This is a genomic window from Paenibacillus sp. FSL K6-0108, from assembly GCF_045040695.1.
Classification (GTDB): Bacteria; Bacillota; Bacilli; order Paenibacillales; family Paenibacillaceae; genus Paenibacillus; species Paenibacillus pabuli_B.
This window is the reverse complement of the sequence record NZ_CP150288.1, coordinates 6066938-6086150: the sequence shown is the minus strand read 5'-3', so window position 1 is coordinate 6086150 and position 19213 is coordinate 6066938. Positions and strand designations below refer to the sequence as shown.

The window sequence follows — 19213 nt, the reverse complement described above, 5'->3', positions numbered from 1 at the left end:
CCCCTGAACGCAAAAAAGGCTTCCCGAAGGAAGCTTTCTTTAATACGTCCCAGGAGGGATTCGAACCCCCGACCGACGGCTTAGAAGGCCGTTGCTCTATCCTGCTGAGCTACTGAGACATGAAATTTTCAAGCAAAAATGATTTTATCACAAATAATGATGAATATCAAACGTTTTATTTTAAACTAATTTTCATATATGATATTTGGCGGCAGCAACGTTTTTTTCATTATAATTAAGGTTATGTTAGAATATCAGAAGAACTCAAAAAATAGATCGACTTTCGTTTAATATACATCTACTTATGGTTGATTGCGACTGGAGATTCAGGATACAGAGGAGGTGCTCCTATTAAGGAATCCACGACCCCGGAAGCCGAGCACAGCAACAATATCGTGCTGTTTCCTAAGACGCTGGACTATTACCAGATTCAATTGACGGTTATGCTAGAAAATGAACGATACGGTGAAGCGATGGATCTGCTTCGCTTTTTACTGCAATGCCAAGGTCAGGAAGAACGGCATTATGACGAATGGCGAGCGTTGCTCGAATGGCTTCAAGCGGCTTTCCCTCATTACGGGGAAGATTCACCAGTGATTCGTGAAGAGGGTGAAGAAGAGGATATCAGTGAAGAGGACATGGCGCGCCAACATGCCCGGTCCAAGCTTGAGCAAGACGATGGTTATGCCGAGAAAATGCTTCGTACCGTGATGGAAGAACCTTTATCCGAACAAACGATGCTGGCGCTGGAGCAGCTTGCGTATCTTGATCGGCCAGAAATTGATGATTCGCTTACCGGTTGGCTCAAGGACAAGACACTGCATCCTTTGCTTCAATTCCGTGTGCTTCAGACATTACGCCGCCGAGGTGTCCAAGGCGTTATTGCGTTCACTCGTGGGGAAGAGCCGGTTGAAGTGGAGATTGATACCGTACCACTAAGACCTGAGGACTTCCCGCTTCAGATTGTTCAGATTCTTGAAAGGGTAGCAGATCAGACGGAGGTTCATGAACCTACACTCTTTTATTTTGCACAAGAACTGTGGATTCAATATGTCATGGCCGTATATGGAACCCGTGATTATATGTCCATGCTGGAAGAAAATGATTCCATGACAGATATATGGGCAGCCGCTCTACATATGACCGTTGCAGATAGTCTGGGCGGTTCGCATGACGAGGAAGATACTCGCTCAATGTATGCTGTGACTGGGGCGATGCGCTTTCGTCTGGAGCAGGCATATCGATCGATGAAGCAGTTTGTTTCTGCCGGTTTGGATGGCCAGTAGGGGCCGGAAACGTTTTCCTCAAACCGTATCAAGGGATTCCCCTTGAAAAAGAATCTAATCTTGTTTATACTAAAATGGTTATTTTGTACGTGATTGCCTACGTGAACATGTGAATTTTGGAGGGGAAAGTATACAATGAAAGCAACTTGGGAAAAGATAGAGAAGAACCTTGGGGTTCTTGAGGTTGAAGTGGGTGCAGATCGTGTAACTGCAGCACTCGACAAAGCTTTTAATAAAGTAGTTAAACAAGCAAACGTACCTGGATTCCGTAAAGGTAAAGTTCCACGTCCAATCTTCGAAGCTCGTTTTGGTGTGGAAAGCTTGTATCAAGAAGCAATCGACATTTTGCTTCCTGAAGCTTACACAGAAGCAATCGACCAAACGGATATCTTCCCGGTTGATCGTCCTGATGTAGATATCGAACAATTCGCTAAAGGACAAGTATTCAAGTTCAAAGCGAAAGTAACCGTTAAACCTGAAGTTACACTGGGTGACTACAAAGGCGTTGAAGTTGCTGTAGCCAAACATGAAGTAACGGATGTAGAAGTGACTGAAGAGCTCGAGCGTCTTCAACAACGTCACGCAGAACTCGTTGTAATCGACGAAGGCGCTGCACAAAACGGCGATGTTGCTGTAATCGACTTTGACGGTTCCGTTGATGGTGTACCGTTCGAAGGCGGAAAAGCTGAGCGTTATTCCTTGGAACTTGGTTCCAACACGTTCATCCCAGGATTTGAAGAGCAAGTTGTGGGTCTGTCCACTGGCGACTTCAAAGACGTTGAAGTGACTTTCCCAGAGAGCTACCATGCAGCTGAACTGGCTGGCAAACAAGCGGTATTCAAAGTGAAAGTGCATGAAATCAAACGTAAACAACTTCCTGAATTGGATGACGAGTTTGCTAAAGATGTTAGTGAATTCGATACACTTGAAGAGTACAAAGCTGATCTGAAAAAACAATTGGAATCCCGCAAAGCAGACGAAGCCAAAGCAGCTCAAGAAAATGCTGTTGTAGAAAAAGTGGCTGAAAATGCTGAAGTGGACATTCCTTCTGCAATGGTTGACAGCGAAGTACAAAACATGATGCGTGATTTCGACAACCGTCTGCGCAACCAAGGTATGAACCTGGAAATGTTCCTGAGCTTCTCCGGTCAAACACAAGCTGACCTGAGAGGACAAATGCAGGAAGATGCTTCCAAACGTGTTCGCAACAATCTGGTTCTTGAAGCAGTTGGTAAAGCGGAAAACATTGAAGTGTCTGACGAAGAAGTTAACCAAGAACTCGAAAAAATGGCTGAGTCTTACAAGCGTCCTGCTGAAGAGATTCGTGGCATTCTCGAGGGTAATGGTTCCCTGGACAGCCTTCGTGATGAAGTGAAACTGCGTAAAACGATCGATGTTCTCGTTGAGAACAGCAAAGTCGTTGAAGCTGTTGAAGCTCCAGCTGAAGAAGTTGCTGCAGAAGCTGACGAAAAATAAGACAAGCTGTTATGTAATGAACAGCTGAATAAACGATAAGGCACGTGAATCATTGCGTGCCTTATTTTTAAATTGTGGCATCCATTTTATAGGTGAATCAGTAATAATATGGATGGATTTGTTGCAATATTGTTTGCATCTCCAACGTCCTATGGTTCTCCTTCAAATAAAATAAGGGTAAACGGCATAGGATTGCTCCGATTTGCACATACATAGAAAACATGGTTAAATATGATCAGGCAAAAAAGTAAATCGCTCCGTCTTGACACCACTTGTGAAAAATGACATTGTCACAGGAACGTGTTAGAATGAATTTGGGTTTGCTTTACAGGTAGCCTATGTCTAATTACATGTAGAAAAGAGGTTGGTCTCATGAGTCTGGTGCCAATGGTTGTTGAACAAACCAATCGAGGCGAGCGGTCTTACGATATATATTCGCGTTTGCTGAAGGATCGCATTATCTTTTTAACCAGTGCGATTGATGACGATGTAGCCAATCTTGTCATAGCGCAGCTTTTGTTTTTGGCAGCCGATGATCCTGAGAAAGATATCAGCTTGTACATTAATTCACCTGGTGGTTCTGTCACCGCAGGGATGGGTATATACGATACGATGCAATATATCAAGCCGGATGTATCGACCATTTGCGTAGGTATGGCAGCAAGCATGGGCTCGTTATTGCTGACAGCCGGTGCTCCTGGCAAACGATATGCGCTGACGAACAGCGAAGTGATGATTCATCAGCCGCTTGGCGGCGTTCAAGGACAGGCTGCGGATATCAAAATTCACGCCGAATGGATTATTAAAACACGTCAGAAACTGAATCAAATATACGTCGATCGTACAGGTCAACCTCTTGAGAAAATCGAGCGGGACACAGACCGTGACTTCTTTATGAGTGCTGAGGAAGCCAAAACGTACGGCATTATTGACCAGGTGCTCAGCAGACCGATCAATTCCTAAAGGGGTGGTTTCATGTTTAAATTTAACGATGAGAAAGGGCAATTGAAATGCTCTTTTTGCGGTAAATCTCAGGAACAGGTGCGCAAGCTGGTCGCTGGACCAGGCGTTTACATTTGCGATGAATGTATCGAACTGTGCACTGAAATCGTAGAGGAAGAGCTTGGTCATGACGAAGAACTGGACCTCAAAGATATTCCAAAACCGAAAGAAATCCGCGATATTCTTGACCAGTATGTCATTGGACAGGATCAGGCGAAGAAATCTTTGTCTGTAGCGGTTTATAACCACTATAAACGGATCAACACGCAAAGCAAGATTGAGGATGTTGAATTGCAAAAAAGTAACATTTTGCTGTTAGGACCTACGGGTTCTGGTAAAACGTTGCTTGCGCAAACGATGGCCAAAATCCTTAATGTTCCTTTTGCTATTGCTGATGCGACTTCATTGACAGAAGCTGGTTATGTCGGCGAAGATGTAGAGAATATTCTGCTCAAGCTGATTCAAGCTGCTGATTATGATGTTGAAAAAGCAGAGCGCGGCATTATTTATATTGATGAAATTGATAAAGTAGCGCGTAAATCCGAGAACCCATCCATTACACGTGATGTATCGGGTGAAGGTGTTCAACAGGCGCTTCTGAAAATTCTGGAAGGAACTGTAGCTTCTGTACCACCACAAGGTGGACGTAAGCATCCTCATCAGGAATTCATCCAAATTGATACCACTAACATCCTGTTCATTTGCGGCGGTGCCTTCGATGGTCTGGAACAAATGATCAAACGCCGGATCGGTAAAAAAGTCATCGGCTTTAACACCGTTGCGGAACAAAAAGATCTTAAACCAGGTGAATATCTGGGTATGGTATTGCCGGAAGACTTGCTGAAATTCGGTCTGATTCCGGAGTTTGTAGGCCGTTTGCCAGTCATCTCCACTTTGGAACCGCTGGATGAAGACACATTGGTACGGATTCTTTCCGAGCCAAAAAATGCGCTTACGAAACAATACCAAAAATTGCTTGAGCTGGATAATGTGAATCTGGTGTTTGAACCAGGAGCATTGCTTGCGATTGCGAAGGAAGCCATTAAACGTAACACGGGTGCACGTGGACTGCGCGCAATTATCGAGGGCATTATGCTTGAGATTATGTACGAAGTGCCTTCCCGTGATGATGTTACGAACTGTGTCATTACCGAAGAGGTCGTTGAGAAGAGAGTCGTGCCTGAACTGAGCCAATCCAAGGACGACAAGCAGGAAGAAAGTGCCTAACTAAAGGCGAATATTCCGTTTCAACACTGAAATATAGACTTGTCAGTTCTCCACTCCTGGCAGAAGGCGAATTCATGTCTCTGTCAGGGTGGAGCTTTGACGTTGTGGGGAGAGAAATCACTCATGTTTTTAAGACAAGATACACGACCCGTAAAAGTGGGGAACTTAACGATTGGTGGCAGCAACGAGGTCATCATCCAGAGCATGTGTACAACAAAAACGGCAGACGTTGAGGCAACCGTGGCAGAGATTTTGCGTTTGGAAGAAGCGGGTTGTCAAGTGGTGCGTGTAACGGTGAATAATGAGGAAGCTGCCGCAGCCATCAAGGAAATCAAGAAACGGATCAATATTCCGCTTGTAGCGGATATCCATTTTAATTATAAGCTGGCTCTTCTTGCGATTGAGAACGGCATCGATAAAGTACGGATTAATCCCGGCAATATCGGTAAACGTGCCAAAGTAGAAGAAGTCGTCAAAGCTTGTAAAGAAAAAGGTATTCCGATTCGGATCGGGGTAAACGCAGGTTCTTTGGAAAATCATTTGCTCGAAAAGTATGGCTATCCAACGGCAGATGCTATGGTAGAAAGTGCACTTTATCACATTGGTATTTTGGAAGAGCTGGATTTCCACGATATTATCGTGTCTCTCAAAGCATCGGATGTACCGATGGCCATTGAAGCGTATACCAAAGCTGCTCAAATCATTCAATATCCTTTGCATTTGGGCATTACCGAAGCGGGTACGTTGTTCTCTGGCACAATCAAAAGTTCAGCCGGTATGGGTGCCTTGTTATCCATGGGTATTGGTTCCACAATGCGGATATCGCTTAGTGCGGATCCGGTTGAAGAGATCAAGGTAGCGCGTGACCTGCTCAAAACCTTTGGTCTGATTTCCAATGCAGCTACACTGATTTCTTGTCCTACCTGTGGCCGTTTGGATATCGATCTGTTCTCCATTGCAAATGAAGTGGAAGAGTATATCTCCAAGCTTAAGGTGCCGATCAAAGTATCCGTGCTGGGTTGTGCTGTTAACGGTCCAGGGGAAGCGAAGGAAGCGGATATCGGTATTGCCGGTGCACGCGGAGAAGGCTTGTTGTTCCGTCATGGTAAAATGATCCGTAAAGTGCCGGAAGAAATCATGGTTGAAGAATTGAAAAAAGAGATCGACAAAATCGTGGAGTCTTATGAAACGACAGGAGTTATTCCTGGCCGCTCGCACTGATTCATTTATATATCGTTTTGTGAACAGTCCGTCAGCAATGACGGGCTGTTTTTTTGCTCTTAAACATACAATTTCCCGACCACCCGTTTACGTCTCAGTGAAAAGGCTATACTACCAAGTATTAGCATGATCTCATATGAGAATGGGACAGAACAGGAGGGAATTGAGACATGGGTGATTTTGGTATGATCATCATGATGATCCAGTTATTTTTTGGTGTGGTGATCGGTTTGTATTTCTGGAATTTGCTTCGTGGCCAGAAAACAAATCGCAGTGCGGTAGAACGTGAATCCCGCAAGGAACTGGAAAAGCTGCGGAAGTTGCGCTCCATTTCACTCACCAAGCCTCTGGCTGAGAAGACACGTCCAGCAACCATTAATGACATTGTGGGGCAAAAAGATGGACTCCGTGCCCTTAAAGCCGCGTTGTGCAGTGCTAACCCACAGCACGTCATTATATATGGACCCCCAGGAGTAGGGAAAACAGCTGCTGCAAGGGTGGTTTTGGAAGAAGCCAAAAAGAATCCGTCATCTCCCTTTAAGGCCGATGCCAAATTCACGGAACTCGATGCCACGACGGCGCGTTTTGATGAACGGGGTATTGCAGATCCTTTGATTGGTTCAGTGCATGATCCGATCTATCAGGGAGCTGGAGCGATGGGTGTAGCAGGCATTCCTCAGCCCAAACCTGGTGCGGTTACAAAAGCACACGGGGGGATGCTCTTTATTGATGAAATCGGTGAACTGCATTCCATCCAGATGAATAAATTGCTGAAAGTATTGGAGGACCGCAAGGTCTTTTTGGAAAGTGCGTACTATAACTCGGAAGACACGCATACTCCTGCTTATATCCACGATATTTTTCAAAATGGTCTGCCAGCCGATTTTCGTCTGGTTGGTGCAACAACTCGTTCGCCCCATGAACTGCCTCCAGCCTTGCGGTCTCGCTGCATGGAGGTCTATTTCCGTCCATTGCTGCCCGAAGAGATCGGGCAAATTGCAGAAGATGCCGTGCAGAAAATCGGTTTCAGTCCATGTCCAGAAGCAGTTGATGTGGTCAAGCGGTATGCAACCAATGGCCGTGAAGCGGTCAATATTATTCAGCTCGCTGCTGGGCTGGCCTTGACTGAAAAACGTGAAACGCTGCAGGCATCGGATGTGGAGTGGGTGGCTGGCAGTAGTCAAATTCAACCTCGTCCAGACCGCAAGGTGCCTCAGCGGCCGCAGATTGGTTTTGTAAACGGCTTGGCCGTATATGGCCCCAATATGGGCACCATTCTGGAGATCGAAGTATCTGCTGTTCCGGCTCTTAAAGATCAGGGGCGAATCAACATTACGGGGGTTGTGGATGAAGAAGAGATTGGAGGCGGTTCACGTACGCTCCGGAGAAAAAGCATGGCTAAAGGCTCGGTTGAAAATGTGTTAACCGTATTAAAAGCCATGGGCATTCGCCCTAACGACTATGATTTACACATTAACTTCCCAGGTGGAACACCAATTGATGGTCCGTCTGCGGGTATTGCGATGGCTACAGCCATTACATCTGCGATCCAGAGGCGTCCCATTGATCATGAGACGGCGATGACTGGGGAGATCAGTATTCATGGCAGGGTAAAACCGATCGGTGGTGTATTAGCTAAGGTAGAGGCTGCATTCCAGGCGGGTGCTAAAACAGTCATTATTCCGGCAGAGAACTGGCAGTCTATCTTTGAAAATCTGGATGGTTTACGTGTTGTTCCGGTCGATACCGTTGAAGATGTGTTCCGGGAAGTATTTGACTGGGTACCTAATGAGGAGCAAGCCAAACAAATCAACCTTGCGGAGGAGACGGCGATACCTGGACCGGAGGTTTTCCCGCCAGCAACCGCATCCTATTTGCGTGCTGACCTGCCCCGTCCAAGACAGGTTACAGATTCGGGAAGCTGCTAAGCCTTTCCTCTCATTGGTTTTTTATGTGAACATTTGATAGAATAATGAATGACTACAACCTGAGAGCCATTGGAGGTGCGAAAGCGATGGGACCGAGCAAAACGAAAGGTCGTCGTTTTCCTTTACTGCCTTTAAGAGGACTTCTCGTCTACCCGAGTATGGTACTGCATCTCGATGTGGGCCGGGAGAAATCGGTCAAGGCTTTAGAAAAAGCGATGGTAGAAGAACATTTGATTCTCCTATGTTCCCAAGCCGAGGTAAATATTGAAGAACCAACACAAGATGACATTTTCAGAATCGGAACCGTTGCCAAGGTCAGACAGATGCTGAAGCTTCCAAACGGAACGATTCGTGTACTTGTGGAAGGCTTGGAACGGGCTGAAATCATTGAATATACGGACAACGAGGAATACTATGAGGTTCTGGCTCAAGAGCTTCCTGAAGAGGAGAACAGTCATCCGGAAACAGATGCACTGATGCGTACAGTTCTGAACCAGTTCGAAAATTATATTAATCTGTCCAAAAAAGTTACACCCGAGACACTTGCAGCCGTGTCAGATATCGAAGAACCAGGTCGCTTGGCCGATGTTATCACCAGTCACCTGTCCTTGAAGATTAAGGACAAACAGGAGATTTTGGAGACCATCGACGTCCGTGAACGGTTGGAGAAGCTGCTGGACATCCTGAACAATGAGCGGGAAGTACTGGAGCTTGAACGCAAAATCAGCCAGCGCGTGAAGAAACAAATGGAAAAAACCCAGAAAGAATACTATCTGCGTGAGCAGATGAAGGCAATTCAGAAAGAGCTGGGTGAGAAAGAGGGCCGTGCCGGCGAGGTGGAGGAACTCCGCAATCAGATGGAGGCCCTTGGCTTGCCGGACAAGGTGAAGGAAAAGGTTGAGAAAGAAATTGATCGACTGGAGAAAATGCCATCCAGTTCTGCTGAAGGCGGCGTAATTCGCAACTATGTGGATTGGCTGCTGGGACTGCCTTGGACGCAGATGACAGACGATGATCTGGATATCCAAAAGGCTGAAGATGTGCTAAATGCAGATCACTACGGTTTGGAAAAACCGAAAGAGCGTGTGCTTGAATATCTGGCTGTTCAGAAGCTGGTGAAAAAGCTTAAAGGACCGATCCTCTGTCTGGTTGGACCTCCAGGGGTCGGCAAAACATCGCTTGCCCGCTCCATCGCCAGATCGCTTGGACGCGAATTCGTCAGAATATCGCTTGGCGGTGTAAGGGATGAAGCCGAAATTCGCGGTCATCGTCGTACCTATGTGGGTGCAATGCCAGGCCGTATCATTCAGGGTATGAAAACGGCGGGTTCACTCAATCCGGTGTTCCTGCTGGACGAGATCGATAAAATGGCTTCAGACTTCCGTGGAGACCCTTCCGCAGCGTTGCTTGAAGTACTTGATCCTGAACAGAACAACACGTTCAGTGACCATTTTGTAGAATTGCCGTTTGACTTATCTAACGTTATGTTTATTACAACGGCCAACACCGTGCATAACATTCCACGTCCACTTCTGGACCGGATGGAGATGCTCAATATTCCGGGGTATACCGAACTGGAGAAGCTGCAAATTGCCAAAAACTATTTGCTGCCGAAACAGAAACAGGACCATGGCCTGGAAGAAGATCAGCTCAATATCGGGGATGACAGCTTGCTGCGTGTCATTCGTGAATATACACGAGAGTCCGGCGTACGGAATCTGGAACAACAGATGGCTTCGTTGTGCCGGAAAGCGGCCAAAAATATCGTGTCCGGTACGGAAGGTCAGATTAACATTACACCGGATGAAGTGAAGGATTACCTTGGTCCTGGTAAATTCCGCTATGGTATGGCTGAACTGGAAGATCAGATTGGTACTGTGACGGGACTGGCGTGGACTGAAGTGGGTGGAGATACCCTTGTGATCGAGGTTACCGTTGTGCCTGGAACAGGCAAGCTGACGCTGACAGGTAAACTGGGCGATGTCATGAAGGAATCGGCTCAGGCGGCATTCAGCTACACCCGCTCCAAAGCTGCACAGCTTGGCATTCCGTCTGACTTCCACGAGAAAAACGATATCCATATTCACGTTCCGGAAGGAGCCATTCCAAAAGATGGACCATCTGCCGGGATTACGATGGCGACAGCGTTAATCTCTGCTTTGACGAACAAACATGTCTCCAAAGACATTGCCATGACTGGCGAAATAACGCTGCGTGGCCGCGTGTTGCCGATTGGCGGACTGAAGGAAAAATCACTGGCAGCCCACCGCGCCGGTTACAAAAAAATATTATTGCCCAAGGATAACGAACGGGACCTGCGAGATATTCCGGACAGCATCAAGGAAGATGTGGAATTTGTCCCTGTAGCCCATATGGATCAGGTGCTGCAACATGCGCTTGTAGAACAGGCAGGAATGCATCTGTAGCCCGTTAAACGAGGGATCGTATGAAGAGTAAACCGTTCTGCGGAAGCTTTGGCGTCCGCTGGAACGGTTTTTTTGGTATGATAGAACAATCCATGGCATAATACCAACAGCAGCTATAAGTAAGAGCACAGGTGTTCAAGAGAGGACAGATACATTATGAAAGTAAATCAATCCGAATTTATTATCAGCGCCGTTCGGCCTGAACAATACCCCGAGGACGGCCTGCCCGAGATTGCCTTGGCGGGACGATCCAATGTAGGGAAATCATCTTTGATCAACCGTTTGATTAATCGCAAAAACTTGGCACGGACAAGTTCCACCCCTGGTAAGACACAGCAACTGAACTATTATAAAATCAATCAGGATCTCTATTTTGTGGATTTCCCGGGTTATGGCTATGCCAAGGTATCGAAAGAGCAGCGTTTTGCCTGGGGTAAGATGATGGAGAAGTACCTATTGCAGCGCAAGGAATTGAAGCTCGTTATGCAGATGGTGGATATCAGACACGAACCATCCAAGGATGACAAGATGATGAATGAGTGGCTGCGTCATCATGGGCTTCCTCTCGTTGTAGTAGCAACCAAACTGGACAAGATTCCCAAAACACGTCGACCAAAACATATCAAAATCATCAAGCAAGGGCTGGATCTTCGTTCAGGTGATCTGTTTGTACCGTTTTCATCGGAAGAAGGTTTGGGGAAAGAAGAATTATGGGAGATCATCACCCGTTATGCTGGAATCGGTCAGGCTACAGACGAAGATGAGCCACAAGCTGAAGAAAGTCACGAAGACCACGAAATGAACAAATAACCAGGGATTGTGCCATTTTATTTAGGAAAGTGAGCAACTTGGGGTTATGTTTGATAAGATCAAGAATTAATCCATATTTCATGGGTTTTCGGTGAAATATCATTGTTTTCTTTTGGAGCGAAATAGCTATGCGGTAGTGTATAATGAGCATAGGTGCATATGTGCCAATCGTATCCAAGAACCGGTATTGCCGGCCTGAACAATTTTGAGATCACTGCACATGTGCAGGAAGACAAAATAATCGGGAAAGAATTGAGGAGATTTTTATGGCTCAGCGATTAGCCACAGAGTATGTTAAAGCCACTTTGAAATTGTCAGAACCCCAGATGCATCAGTTTTTGCGCATGACAGACGATGGCCGGATTCATCAACGTGTGAAGGTGATGGAGAATGGCTGTCAGGAGATTGTGTTAGAAGATGTGAGTGGAGAACAAGTTCATTTCCCATTTGACCGTATGGAAGGGTTTTACATCTGTGAGTTATCTTGCCGCCTGGTAAACCATCATCTGACGAACGTAGTTCGGAAGCTCTTTATGAACTTTAAGGGTGACGGCGTTATCCATCGTATTTATGAAGAGTTCACCATGACGTATGTTTATGCTCAAGGCGTTGTCCGTAAAATCGTGGAGCAGACCGGTGAGAATATCCGAGTCATCTACGAATACAAAAATACATTGCTTGAATTGCAGCATGTATTCCATGCTCGGGATGTTGAACGCGAGATAAACCGGATTTACGTCGAGACTGATTTATTACTCGATACAAGAAGGGGTGCTTCTACTCCTGAACAAATCCAACAGATTGATGAAAAGCTTGCTCGTAACCAGAAACGGCTGTTTGAGCTTGAAGCCTATTAACCTGAAGTATGGAATACATGATTGAATTACGACAGCATGAATAATGTTTAGATATCTTGGGATGGTCCAAAAATCATCCCAAACCTGAATAGTCATGGGGCCTTCCATGGCTATTTGTTTTATATGAAATTTTCATGAATCTTTATCTTTAAAACAAGGGTTTAACGTATAACGGTGAAGATTGGTGAGACACTACAATAAATGACAATGCATAGGATGATTTACATGGGGATTTCATAAACATTTCATAAAAATAGCCCGGTCAATGTATGGATGTGTGATATAATTAACCATGTCAATCATAAATGGATGAACATATGTAGAAAACACTTTGATTGGAAATTTATTAGGCAGGTGAACTTGCAATGCACATCGTTGTCGTTGGTTTGAACTATCGCACGGCGCCTGTAGAGGTTAGGGAACGATTCACATTTGCAGAAAAGGATTTGTCTGAAGCGCTGCAGCAGCTCAAGCTGACCAAGAGTGTATTGGAAGGTGTAATCGTAGCCACATGTAACCGTACCGAGTTGTATGTTGTGGTAGACCGTCTTCACATGTGTGGTTATTTTATTCGGACATTCATGGAACAATGGTTTAATGTTCCACGGGAAGAATTCACGCAACACTTATATATATATGAAGATGATCAAGCCATGCGCCATTTGTTCCGTGTCATCTGTGGGCTGGACTCAATGGTTATTGGCGAGACTCAGATTCTTGGACAGGTGAAACAGGCTTTTTTCAAAGCCCAAGAAGAGAAAGTTACGGGGACCTGGTTTAACATGCTGTTCAAACAGGCTGTTACATTGGGCAAACGCGCGCATTCAGAGACTTCAATCGGAGAGAGTGCGGTATCTGTAAGTTATGCTGCTGTAGAACTGGGCAAGCGTATCTTTGGTATGTTTACGGATAAAAAGGTGCTGATTCTGGGTGCCGGCAAAATGAGTGAACTTACCGTAAAACATCTGTACACCAACGGAGCTTCCGAAGTCATTGTGGCGAATCGCACACTGGCGCGAGCTGAGGAACTGGCAGCGAAGTTTCGGGGAACCCCTTGCACGATGGAGCAGGCATTGGCGAGACTGAACGAGGTTGATATTGTCATCAGTTCGACGGGGGCCGAAAGATATGTACTGGATGCCACTGTTGTTCGAGAGAGCATGAAGCGTCGTCAAGCGCGTCCGCTGTTTCTGATTGATATTGCTGTTCCGCGGGATATTGATCCGGCGATCGGCGAGTTATCCAATGTATTCCTTTATGATATTGATGATTTGGAAGGAATCGTGGAGAGCAATCTGGAGATGCGTAAGGTGGAAGCTGCCAAAATCGAGGGAATGATTGAATTGGAGATGGAAGATTATTATCACTGGCTCAAAACGTTGGGCGTTCGTCCTGTGATTCGTGCCTTGCAGGAGAAAGGTGCTTCCATTCATGAAGAAACGATGGATAGTCTATTTAATAAATTGCCTGAACTGGACGAACATCAGCGCAAAGTGATCCGTCGTCTGACGAAAAGCATCGTGAATCAAATGACCACAGATCCAATTAACCGGATTAAGGAAATGGCAGGTTCCAAGCACGGTGATGAAGCGCTGCGCATGTTTACTCAGATCTTTGCTCTGGAGGATGCAGTAGAGGTGGCCGCTGAGAAAGTGAATCAGAGTGATGCCTCCGCTCTGCGCAAACCGGATGCCGTTCAACTTAATGATTCCCGGCAAGACCCCGTGCCGGCTTATGCTCCGGCAGGCGTATAAGGCGGGTGGGCAGCTTGACCCTGGCTGAACAAATCTATGAAGCTTTAATCTATATGTATGCCCTGAGCCTACTGTTCTATTTCTCGGACTGCATTCGACGCAATGCGGGGGCGAAGCGGACAGGCACAGGGTTTCTTGTTATTGTATGGGCGCTTCAGGTGTTCCACGTCATTTTACGTATGTTAACCGAAAGGCATTTCCCAATCTACACCACGTTTGATTTTTTGTTTATCTTTTCATTTAGCATCGTGCTGGTGTCTCTGGTAATGACACGGATCCAGCGATCCGAATTTGTCATTCTGTTGCTGAACGTGGTGGGTTTCTTCGTTACGGTGTTGAACCGTTTGTGGTTTACCGCAGGTGAGATATCTCTCCATAACTGGCAGACTGTGCACGGATTGCTTATTATGCATATCACCTTGGCGAATCTTGGTTTTGCGGCGCTGACGGTGGGTGCTGTATTTGCCATGTTATATCTGTTTCTGCACCGCAAGCTGAAGAATAAGAAATGGAATGATACCGTACGTCGTTTGCCAAGTCTCGAAGTGATCGGCAAATACATGGATGGGGCTACACTGATCGGCACACCTCTTCTTGGTGTTTCAATCATGCTCGCGGTATTGTCTATTGTGGCCGAGACGCGCTGGGGCCTGCTTCTGGATCTCAAGGTTATTGCCACGGGGCTTGCCATAGCGATCTATGTGGGGTACTTCGTCTTCAAAAGAAGGAAGCAGTTCTCCACAGTCATTATGGCGAGATGGACGCTGATTGGATATGCTTTTGTCATTATCAGTTTTTTATCCAATGCGTATTCAGCGTTTCATCGTTGGACGGGAGAGTGAATGGGATGGAACGGTACACGCCAATATTTGTAGATATATCAGGAAGATCCTGCTGCATCGTTGGAGGCGGACGTGTTGCTGAACGTAAAATAAAAGGTTTGCTTCATGCGGAAGCGCAAATCAAGGTGATTAGTCCGGAAATTACGCCAACGTTACAACAATTGCATCATGATTCCCGAATTCAATGGCTGGCCCGGTCCTACCGCAATGGAGATTTGCGGGGGGCCTTTCTCGTATATGCGGCAACGGACCATAGTGAAGTGAACACAGCTGTTGTCCAAGAAGCTGAAGATGCGGGTATACTGGTGAATGACGCCATATCTTCTGAGCGAAGCACCTTTATTACACCAAGTGTAGTCAGGCGTGGCAGACTGAGCATTGCGATATCGACGGCTGGAGCAGGGCCTCTGGCTGCCGCAGAAATTCGTGCTACCTTGGAACAGCAATTCGGAGATGAGTATGAGACATATATTGAATTTTTGTATCAGATGAGGATGGAAGTAAAGGCACGTGTATCTACTCCAGGTGTCAGAGCTAAATTATTCCGTCGTTTAACCGAAATGAATGTGCTTGAGAATATCCGTACAGGTCAGTTTAAGTGGTGGACCGAAGAACAAATTGGGGACTGGATATCCCATAATCAGGAGGACGTGTAGACATGCGGACAATTAAAGTGGGAAGCAGACAAAGCGCACTTGCTTTAACCCAGACTGGCCATGTAATTCAAGATTTACGTGATATTTGTGAACGGGAGGGATTAGCTTTTGATTTTGAAGTACATAAAATCGTTACAAAAGGAGATTTGATTCTTGACGTAACCTTGTCCAAAGTCGGAGGCAAAGGACTGTTTGTCAAAGAGATTGAACAGGCGATGATGGATCATACGATTGATATGGCTGTCCACAGCATGAAGGATATGCCTTCCGAGCTGCCTGAAGGGTTGACGAACGGAGCTGTTCCACGCCGTGCAGATCCCCGTGATGCACTGATTTCGAATGGTGGACTCACATTGGATCAATTGCCGAAAGGTGCAAGAGTAGGGACGAGCAGTCTGCGTCGATCCAGTCAATTGAAAGCATACCGTCCTGATTTGCAACTCGAATCGCTCCGTGGCAATATTGATTCCCGTCTGCGCAAGCTGGAGACAGAGGGGTTGGATGCCATTATTTTGGCTGCTGCTGGTTTGTATCGAATGGGCTGGCAGGATCGGATTACGGAATATCTGTCAGAAGAGGCTTGTCTTCCTGCAGTAGGTCAGGGTGCGCTTGGCATTGAATGCCGTGAAGATGATGCGGAACTTCTCCATCTGTTGCAATTGTATAACGATCCGGAAACCGCATTTCCTGTGTTGGCTGAACGTCGCTTCCTTAGTGTATTAAATGGGGGCTGTCAGGTTCCGATTGGAGCTCATGCGGTATGGGTGCCGCAGCAAGATGCAGATTCCCCGAATGGACAAAACGCGTTACAATTAACAGGTATGGTCGGCACGCCAGACGGTGGACTGATTCTTAAAGAAGCTTTGACAGGCAAAGATCCGGTTCGTCTTGGAGAAGAAGTGGCTTGGAGATTGATTGAACGGGGAGCAGAGCAGATACTGGCAGAAGTTAGGGGATGAAGACATGGTGGGAAAGGTCTTTTTGGTAGGTGCAGGTCCAGGGGATGCCAAGCTGATTACAGTGAAGGGTTGGGAATCAATCGGTAAGGCGGATGCTGTCGTATATGATCGGCTGGCTAGTCCAAGATTACTTAAACAAATGAAGCCTGGTGCAGTTAAGATATATGTAGGTAAACGACCGGATCGACATACGATGAAGCAGGAAGAAATCAACCAGCTGCTGGTTGATCTTGCCCTGGAAGGCAAGGTTGTGGTCCGGCTTAAAGGGGGCGACCCCACGATATTTGGCCGTGTAGGTGAAGAGGCGGATTTGTTGCGCAAAAACGGGGTTCCTTTTGAAATTGTCCCTGGGGTAACTGCAGCAATAAGTGTACCTGCTTACGCCGGAATACCCGTGACCCATCGTGACTATGCTTCATCCATCTCCATTATTACGGGACATGAAAGTCCGGACAAGCTTGATCGCAGCATTCATTGGGATAAGGTGACGAATGCAACGGGTACACTTGTTTTCATGATGGGTGTTGCCAAAATTGGATATATTAGCGAACAGTTGATACGTCACGGACGCCCGGCCCAAACACCAGTCGCATTGGTTCGTTGGGGTACGAGAGCCGAGCAGGATACGATTACAGGCACGCTTGAAGATATCGAAGCCAAAGTCATCGCTGCGAACTTTCAACCCCCCGCTGTCATTGTGGTTGGTGAGGTAGTAAACCAGCGTGAACAGTTGAAATGGGCAGAAGCCTTACCGCTGTTTGGCAAACGAATCCTGGTGACGCGGGCACGCAGTCAGGCTAGTGAATTGGTGAATCGCATTGAGGAACTTGGCGGTGAGCCTTATGAATTTCCGGTAATCGAGACTGTGATGCCTTCAGGGGAGTCGGCACTTGAAAGTGTCAAACAGGCCTATGGTGTGTTAGATACATTTGACTGGATATTTTTCACAAGTGTAAACGGAGTGGAGTTTTTCTTCCGTCATTTGGAGCAGCAGGGGAAAGATATTCGATCCATTCATCAAGCGAGAGTGGCGGCGGTAGGGCCTTCCACTGGGGAAGCTTTGCGTAAGTATGGTATCGTAGCCGAGGTCATTCAAGGGCCATTTCAGGCAGAAGGCATGCTTGAAGCTTTTGAAAGTGAACTAAAGGAAGGTCAGAGGGTTCTGTTACCGCATGGAGACCTTGCGCGCTCCTGGCTGCCTGAACAGTTGAGAGAACGGGGACTTTTGGTCACCGAGGCCATTATATATGACACCATTTTGGCTGGCGAGGATGACGACGAACTGCTGAAGCTGCTTGAAGAGGGCGGCATTCATGCGATGACCTTCACGAGTTCATCTACCGTAACCAATTTCATGAACATTCTGAAACGTATGGGATTGCAGGACCCCTTGTCTTTATTGAAAAATGTTGAGGTTGCGTGTATCGGGCCTGTTACTGCGAAGACGGCGGAAGCAGCAGGCTTGAAGGTCACCATGATGGCTGAAGAAGCAACCATTGAGAGTCTGATTTCTGTGTTGTCCGAGTGGAAACGAAAGCCTGCGACAGAAGCTGTATTTCCCCGTTAAACATAAATTGAACCGCAATCGATAGATGAAGCGTGCTGAATTCGATACGATACCGGCGCGCTTCGCTTTTTGCTCCACATTACTATTCAGGGAGGTTTTACACGAATGAGTTTTCCAATTGTACGGCATCGCCGTTTACGTCAGTCCACAGGTATTCGCAATATGGTGAGAGAGACCCATTTGACTGTGGATGACTTTATCCAACCCATCTATGTCACTTATGGTGAAAATGTAAAATCCGAGATCAAATCCATGCCGGGTGTATTCCGCTTCTCGCTGGATCGTCTGCAGGAAGAAGTAAAGGAGATTGCGGATCTGGGTATTCCGGCTGTGCTCTTATTCGGCATTCCCGAAACCAAAGATAGTGTTGGATCGTCTGGATTCGCAGAAGATGGCATTGTACAGGAAGCAACCAAGCTGATTAAGTCCTGGTACCCTAATCTGTTGGTCGTTGCGGATACCTGTCTATGCGAATTCACCGATCACGGTCATTGTGGCATGGTGCACACCGTTGAAGTGGACGGTCACATTTGTGGAGATGTTCTTAATGACGAATCGCTGGATCTGCTCGTGAAAACAGCGGTATCCCAGGCCAAAGCTGGAGCGGACATCATTGCACCATCCAATATGATGGATGGATTTGTCCAAGCGATCCGTGCCGGACTGGATGAGAATGGCTTTAGCCATATTCCGATCATGTCCTACTCCGTAAAATATGCGTCGGCGTTCTATGGTCCATTCCGTGAAGCAGCGGATTCCACGCCACAATTCGGAGATCGCAAGTCGTATCAGATGGACCCGGCGAACGCTCGTGAAGCATTGCGTGAAGCCGAAACCGATGTGCTGGAAGGAGCGGACATGTTGATGGTGAAACCTTCACTGTCCTATCTTGATGTTATGCGTACGATTAAGGATCAATTTGATCTTCCACTGGTAGCTTACAACGTAAGTGGTGAGTATGCCATGGTGAAGGCAGCGGCGATTCAAGGCTGGATTGATGAGAAGAAAGTGGCCATGGAAATTCTGCTGAGCATGAAACGTGCGGGTGCTGATATGATTATTACCTACTACGGAAAAGACGCCTCACGCTGGTTGGCCGAGAAATAATAGCTTGCTTCCATAACAGCCAGGATGAGATTAACGTTTATCAAAAATATATAAAGGTCCCTTCCAATAAGGTTTGGAGGGGCCTCATCACTAAG

15 protein-coding genes and 1 tRNA gene are annotated in these 19213 nt (G+C 46.6%); 15 read left to right on the top strand and 1 reads right to left on the bottom strand.

The features are described 5' to 3' along the window. Positions 1–45: 45 nt before the first annotated feature. Positions 46–119, bottom strand: a tRNA-Arg gene (locus MHB49_RS27680). Between the two features lie 324 nt (positions 120–443). On the opposite strand from MHB49_RS27680, the gene MHB49_RS27675 reads away from it, so the two are divergent. The 15 genes from MHB49_RS27675 to hemB all read left to right on the top strand — a co-directional run bounded on the left by MHB49_RS27675 (position 444) and on the right by hemB (position 19118). Further along, positions 444–1286: a hypothetical protein gene (locus tag MHB49_RS27675; RefSeq protein WP_247903284.1), complete on the top strand. Its 843-nt coding sequence runs from the start codon at positions 444–446 to the stop codon at positions 1284–1286. A 135-nt stretch (positions 1287–1421) separates the two neighbouring features. Beyond that, positions 1422–2762, top strand: coding sequence for a trigger factor (gene tig, locus MHB49_RS27670; RefSeq protein ID WP_247899123.1), 1341 nt, complete (start codon positions 1422–1424; stop codon positions 2760–2762). Positions 2763–3134: 372 nt separating this feature from the next. Then, positions 3135–3725, top strand: a complete 591-nt coding sequence (gene clpP / locus MHB49_RS27665; RefSeq protein WP_024633993.1) for an ATP-dependent Clp endopeptidase proteolytic subunit ClpP — start codon at positions 3135–3137, stop codon at positions 3723–3725. A 12-nt stretch (positions 3726–3737) separates the two neighbouring features. Further along, entirely contained in the window at positions 3738–4991 is a 1254-nt protein-coding gene (gene clpX / locus MHB49_RS27660) for an ATP-dependent protease ATP-binding subunit ClpX (RefSeq protein ID WP_063566713.1), read from the top strand. Positions 4992–5114: 123 nt separating this feature from the next. Next, positions 5115–6212, top strand: coding sequence for a flavodoxin-dependent (E)-4-hydroxy-3-methylbut-2-enyl-diphosphate synthase (gene ispG, locus MHB49_RS27655; RefSeq protein ID WP_247899122.1), 1098 nt, complete (start codon positions 5115–5117; stop codon positions 6210–6212). Between the two features lie 170 nt (positions 6213–6382). Further along, positions 6383–8140: an ATP-dependent protease LonB gene (lonB, locus tag MHB49_RS27650; protein ID WP_405153759.1), complete on the top strand. Its 1758-nt coding sequence runs from the start codon at positions 6383–6385 to the stop codon at positions 8138–8140. An 86-nt stretch (positions 8141–8226) separates the two neighbouring features. After that, on the top strand, positions 8227–10566 hold the full coding sequence (gene lon, locus MHB49_RS27645) for an endopeptidase La (protein ID WP_405153758.1): 2340 nt from the start codon (positions 8227–8229) through the stop codon (positions 10564–10566). A 156-nt stretch (positions 10567–10722) separates the two neighbouring features. Continuing rightward, positions 10723–11376, top strand: a complete 654-nt coding sequence (yihA, locus tag MHB49_RS27640; RefSeq protein ID WP_405153757.1) for a ribosome biogenesis GTP-binding protein YihA/YsxC — start codon at positions 10723–10725, stop codon at positions 11374–11376. 266 nt (positions 11377–11642) lie between these two features. Beyond that, complete coding sequence (locus MHB49_RS27635) at positions 11643–12233, top strand: non-ribosomal peptide synthetase module (protein WP_247899118.1); 591 nt, start codon at positions 11643–11645, stop codon at positions 12231–12233. A 365-nt stretch (positions 12234–12598) separates the two neighbouring features. Beyond that, positions 12599–13987, top strand: a complete 1389-nt coding sequence (hemA, locus tag MHB49_RS27630) for a glutamyl-tRNA reductase (protein ID WP_405153756.1) — start codon at positions 12599–12601, stop codon at positions 13985–13987. A gap of 14 nt (positions 13988–14001) precedes the next feature. After that, positions 14002–14829, top strand: coding sequence for a cytochrome c biogenesis protein CcsA (gene ccsA / locus MHB49_RS27625; RefSeq protein ID WP_405157255.1), 828 nt, complete (start codon positions 14002–14004; stop codon positions 14827–14829). A gap of 5 nt (positions 14830–14834) precedes the next feature. Continuing rightward, complete coding sequence (locus MHB49_RS27620; RefSeq protein ID WP_405153755.1) at positions 14835–15485, top strand: bifunctional precorrin-2 dehydrogenase/sirohydrochlorin ferrochelatase; 651 nt, start codon at positions 14835–14837, stop codon at positions 15483–15485. Between the two features lie 2 nt (positions 15486–15487). After that, positions 15488–16444, top strand: a complete 957-nt coding sequence (gene hemC, locus MHB49_RS27615; protein ID WP_405153754.1) for a hydroxymethylbilane synthase — start codon at positions 15488–15490, stop codon at positions 16442–16444. Positions 16445–16448: 4 nt separating this feature from the next. Beyond that, a complete protein-coding gene (gene cobA, locus MHB49_RS27610) occupies positions 16449–18011 on the top strand; it encodes a uroporphyrinogen-III C-methyltransferase (protein ID WP_247899114.1) in 1563 nt (520 codons plus the stop codon). 105 nt (positions 18012–18116) lie between these two features. Further along, positions 18117–19118, top strand: coding sequence for a porphobilinogen synthase (gene hemB / locus MHB49_RS27605; RefSeq protein WP_405153753.1), 1002 nt, complete (start codon positions 18117–18119; stop codon positions 19116–19118). Positions 19119–19213 lie beyond the last annotated feature (95 nt).

What these genes read in the sequence shown, in the direction of transcription:
- hemC (WP_405153754.1), top strand. Translation starts at nt 15,488, where the DNA reads ATGCGGACAATTAAAGTGGGAAGCAGACAAAGCGCACTTGCTTTAACC.
- MHB49_RS27620 (WP_405153755.1), top strand. Translation starts at nt 14,835, where the DNA reads ATGGAACGGTACACGCCAATATTTGTAGATATATCAGGAAGATCCTGC.
- hemA (WP_405153756.1), top strand. Translation starts at nt 12,599, where the DNA reads ATGCACATCGTTGTCGTTGGTTTGAACTATCGCACGGCGCCTGTAGAG.
- MHB49_RS27675 (WP_247903284.1), top strand. Translation starts at nt 444, where the DNA reads ATGCTAGAAAATGAACGATACGGTGAAGCGATGGATCTGCTTCGCTTT.
- tig (WP_247899123.1), top strand. Translation starts at nt 1,422, where the DNA reads ATGAAAGCAACTTGGGAAAAGATAGAGAAGAACCTTGGGGTTCTTGAG.
- cobA (WP_247899114.1), top strand. Translation starts at nt 16,449, where the DNA reads ATGGTGGGAAAGGTCTTTTTGGTAGGTGCAGGTCCAGGGGATGCCAAG.
- lon (WP_405153758.1), top strand. Translation starts at nt 8,227, where the DNA reads ATGGGACCGAGCAAAACGAAAGGTCGTCGTTTTCCTTTACTGCCTTTA.
- ispG (WP_247899122.1), top strand. Translation starts at nt 5,115, where the DNA reads ATGTTTTTAAGACAAGATACACGACCCGTAAAAGTGGGGAACTTAACG.
- lonB (WP_405153759.1), top strand. Translation starts at nt 6,383, where the DNA reads ATGGGTGATTTTGGTATGATCATCATGATGATCCAGTTATTTTTTGGT.
- MHB49_RS27635 (WP_247899118.1), top strand. Translation starts at nt 11,643, where the DNA reads ATGGCTCAGCGATTAGCCACAGAGTATGTTAAAGCCACTTTGAAATTG.
- yihA (WP_405153757.1), top strand. Translation starts at nt 10,723, where the DNA reads ATGAAAGTAAATCAATCCGAATTTATTATCAGCGCCGTTCGGCCTGAA.
- clpP (WP_024633993.1), top strand. Translation starts at nt 3,135, where the DNA reads ATGAGTCTGGTGCCAATGGTTGTTGAACAAACCAATCGAGGCGAGCGG.
- hemB (WP_405153753.1), top strand. Translation starts at nt 18,117, where the DNA reads ATGAGTTTTCCAATTGTACGGCATCGCCGTTTACGTCAGTCCACAGGT.
- clpX (WP_063566713.1), top strand. Translation starts at nt 3,738, where the DNA reads ATGTTTAAATTTAACGATGAGAAAGGGCAATTGAAATGCTCTTTTTGC.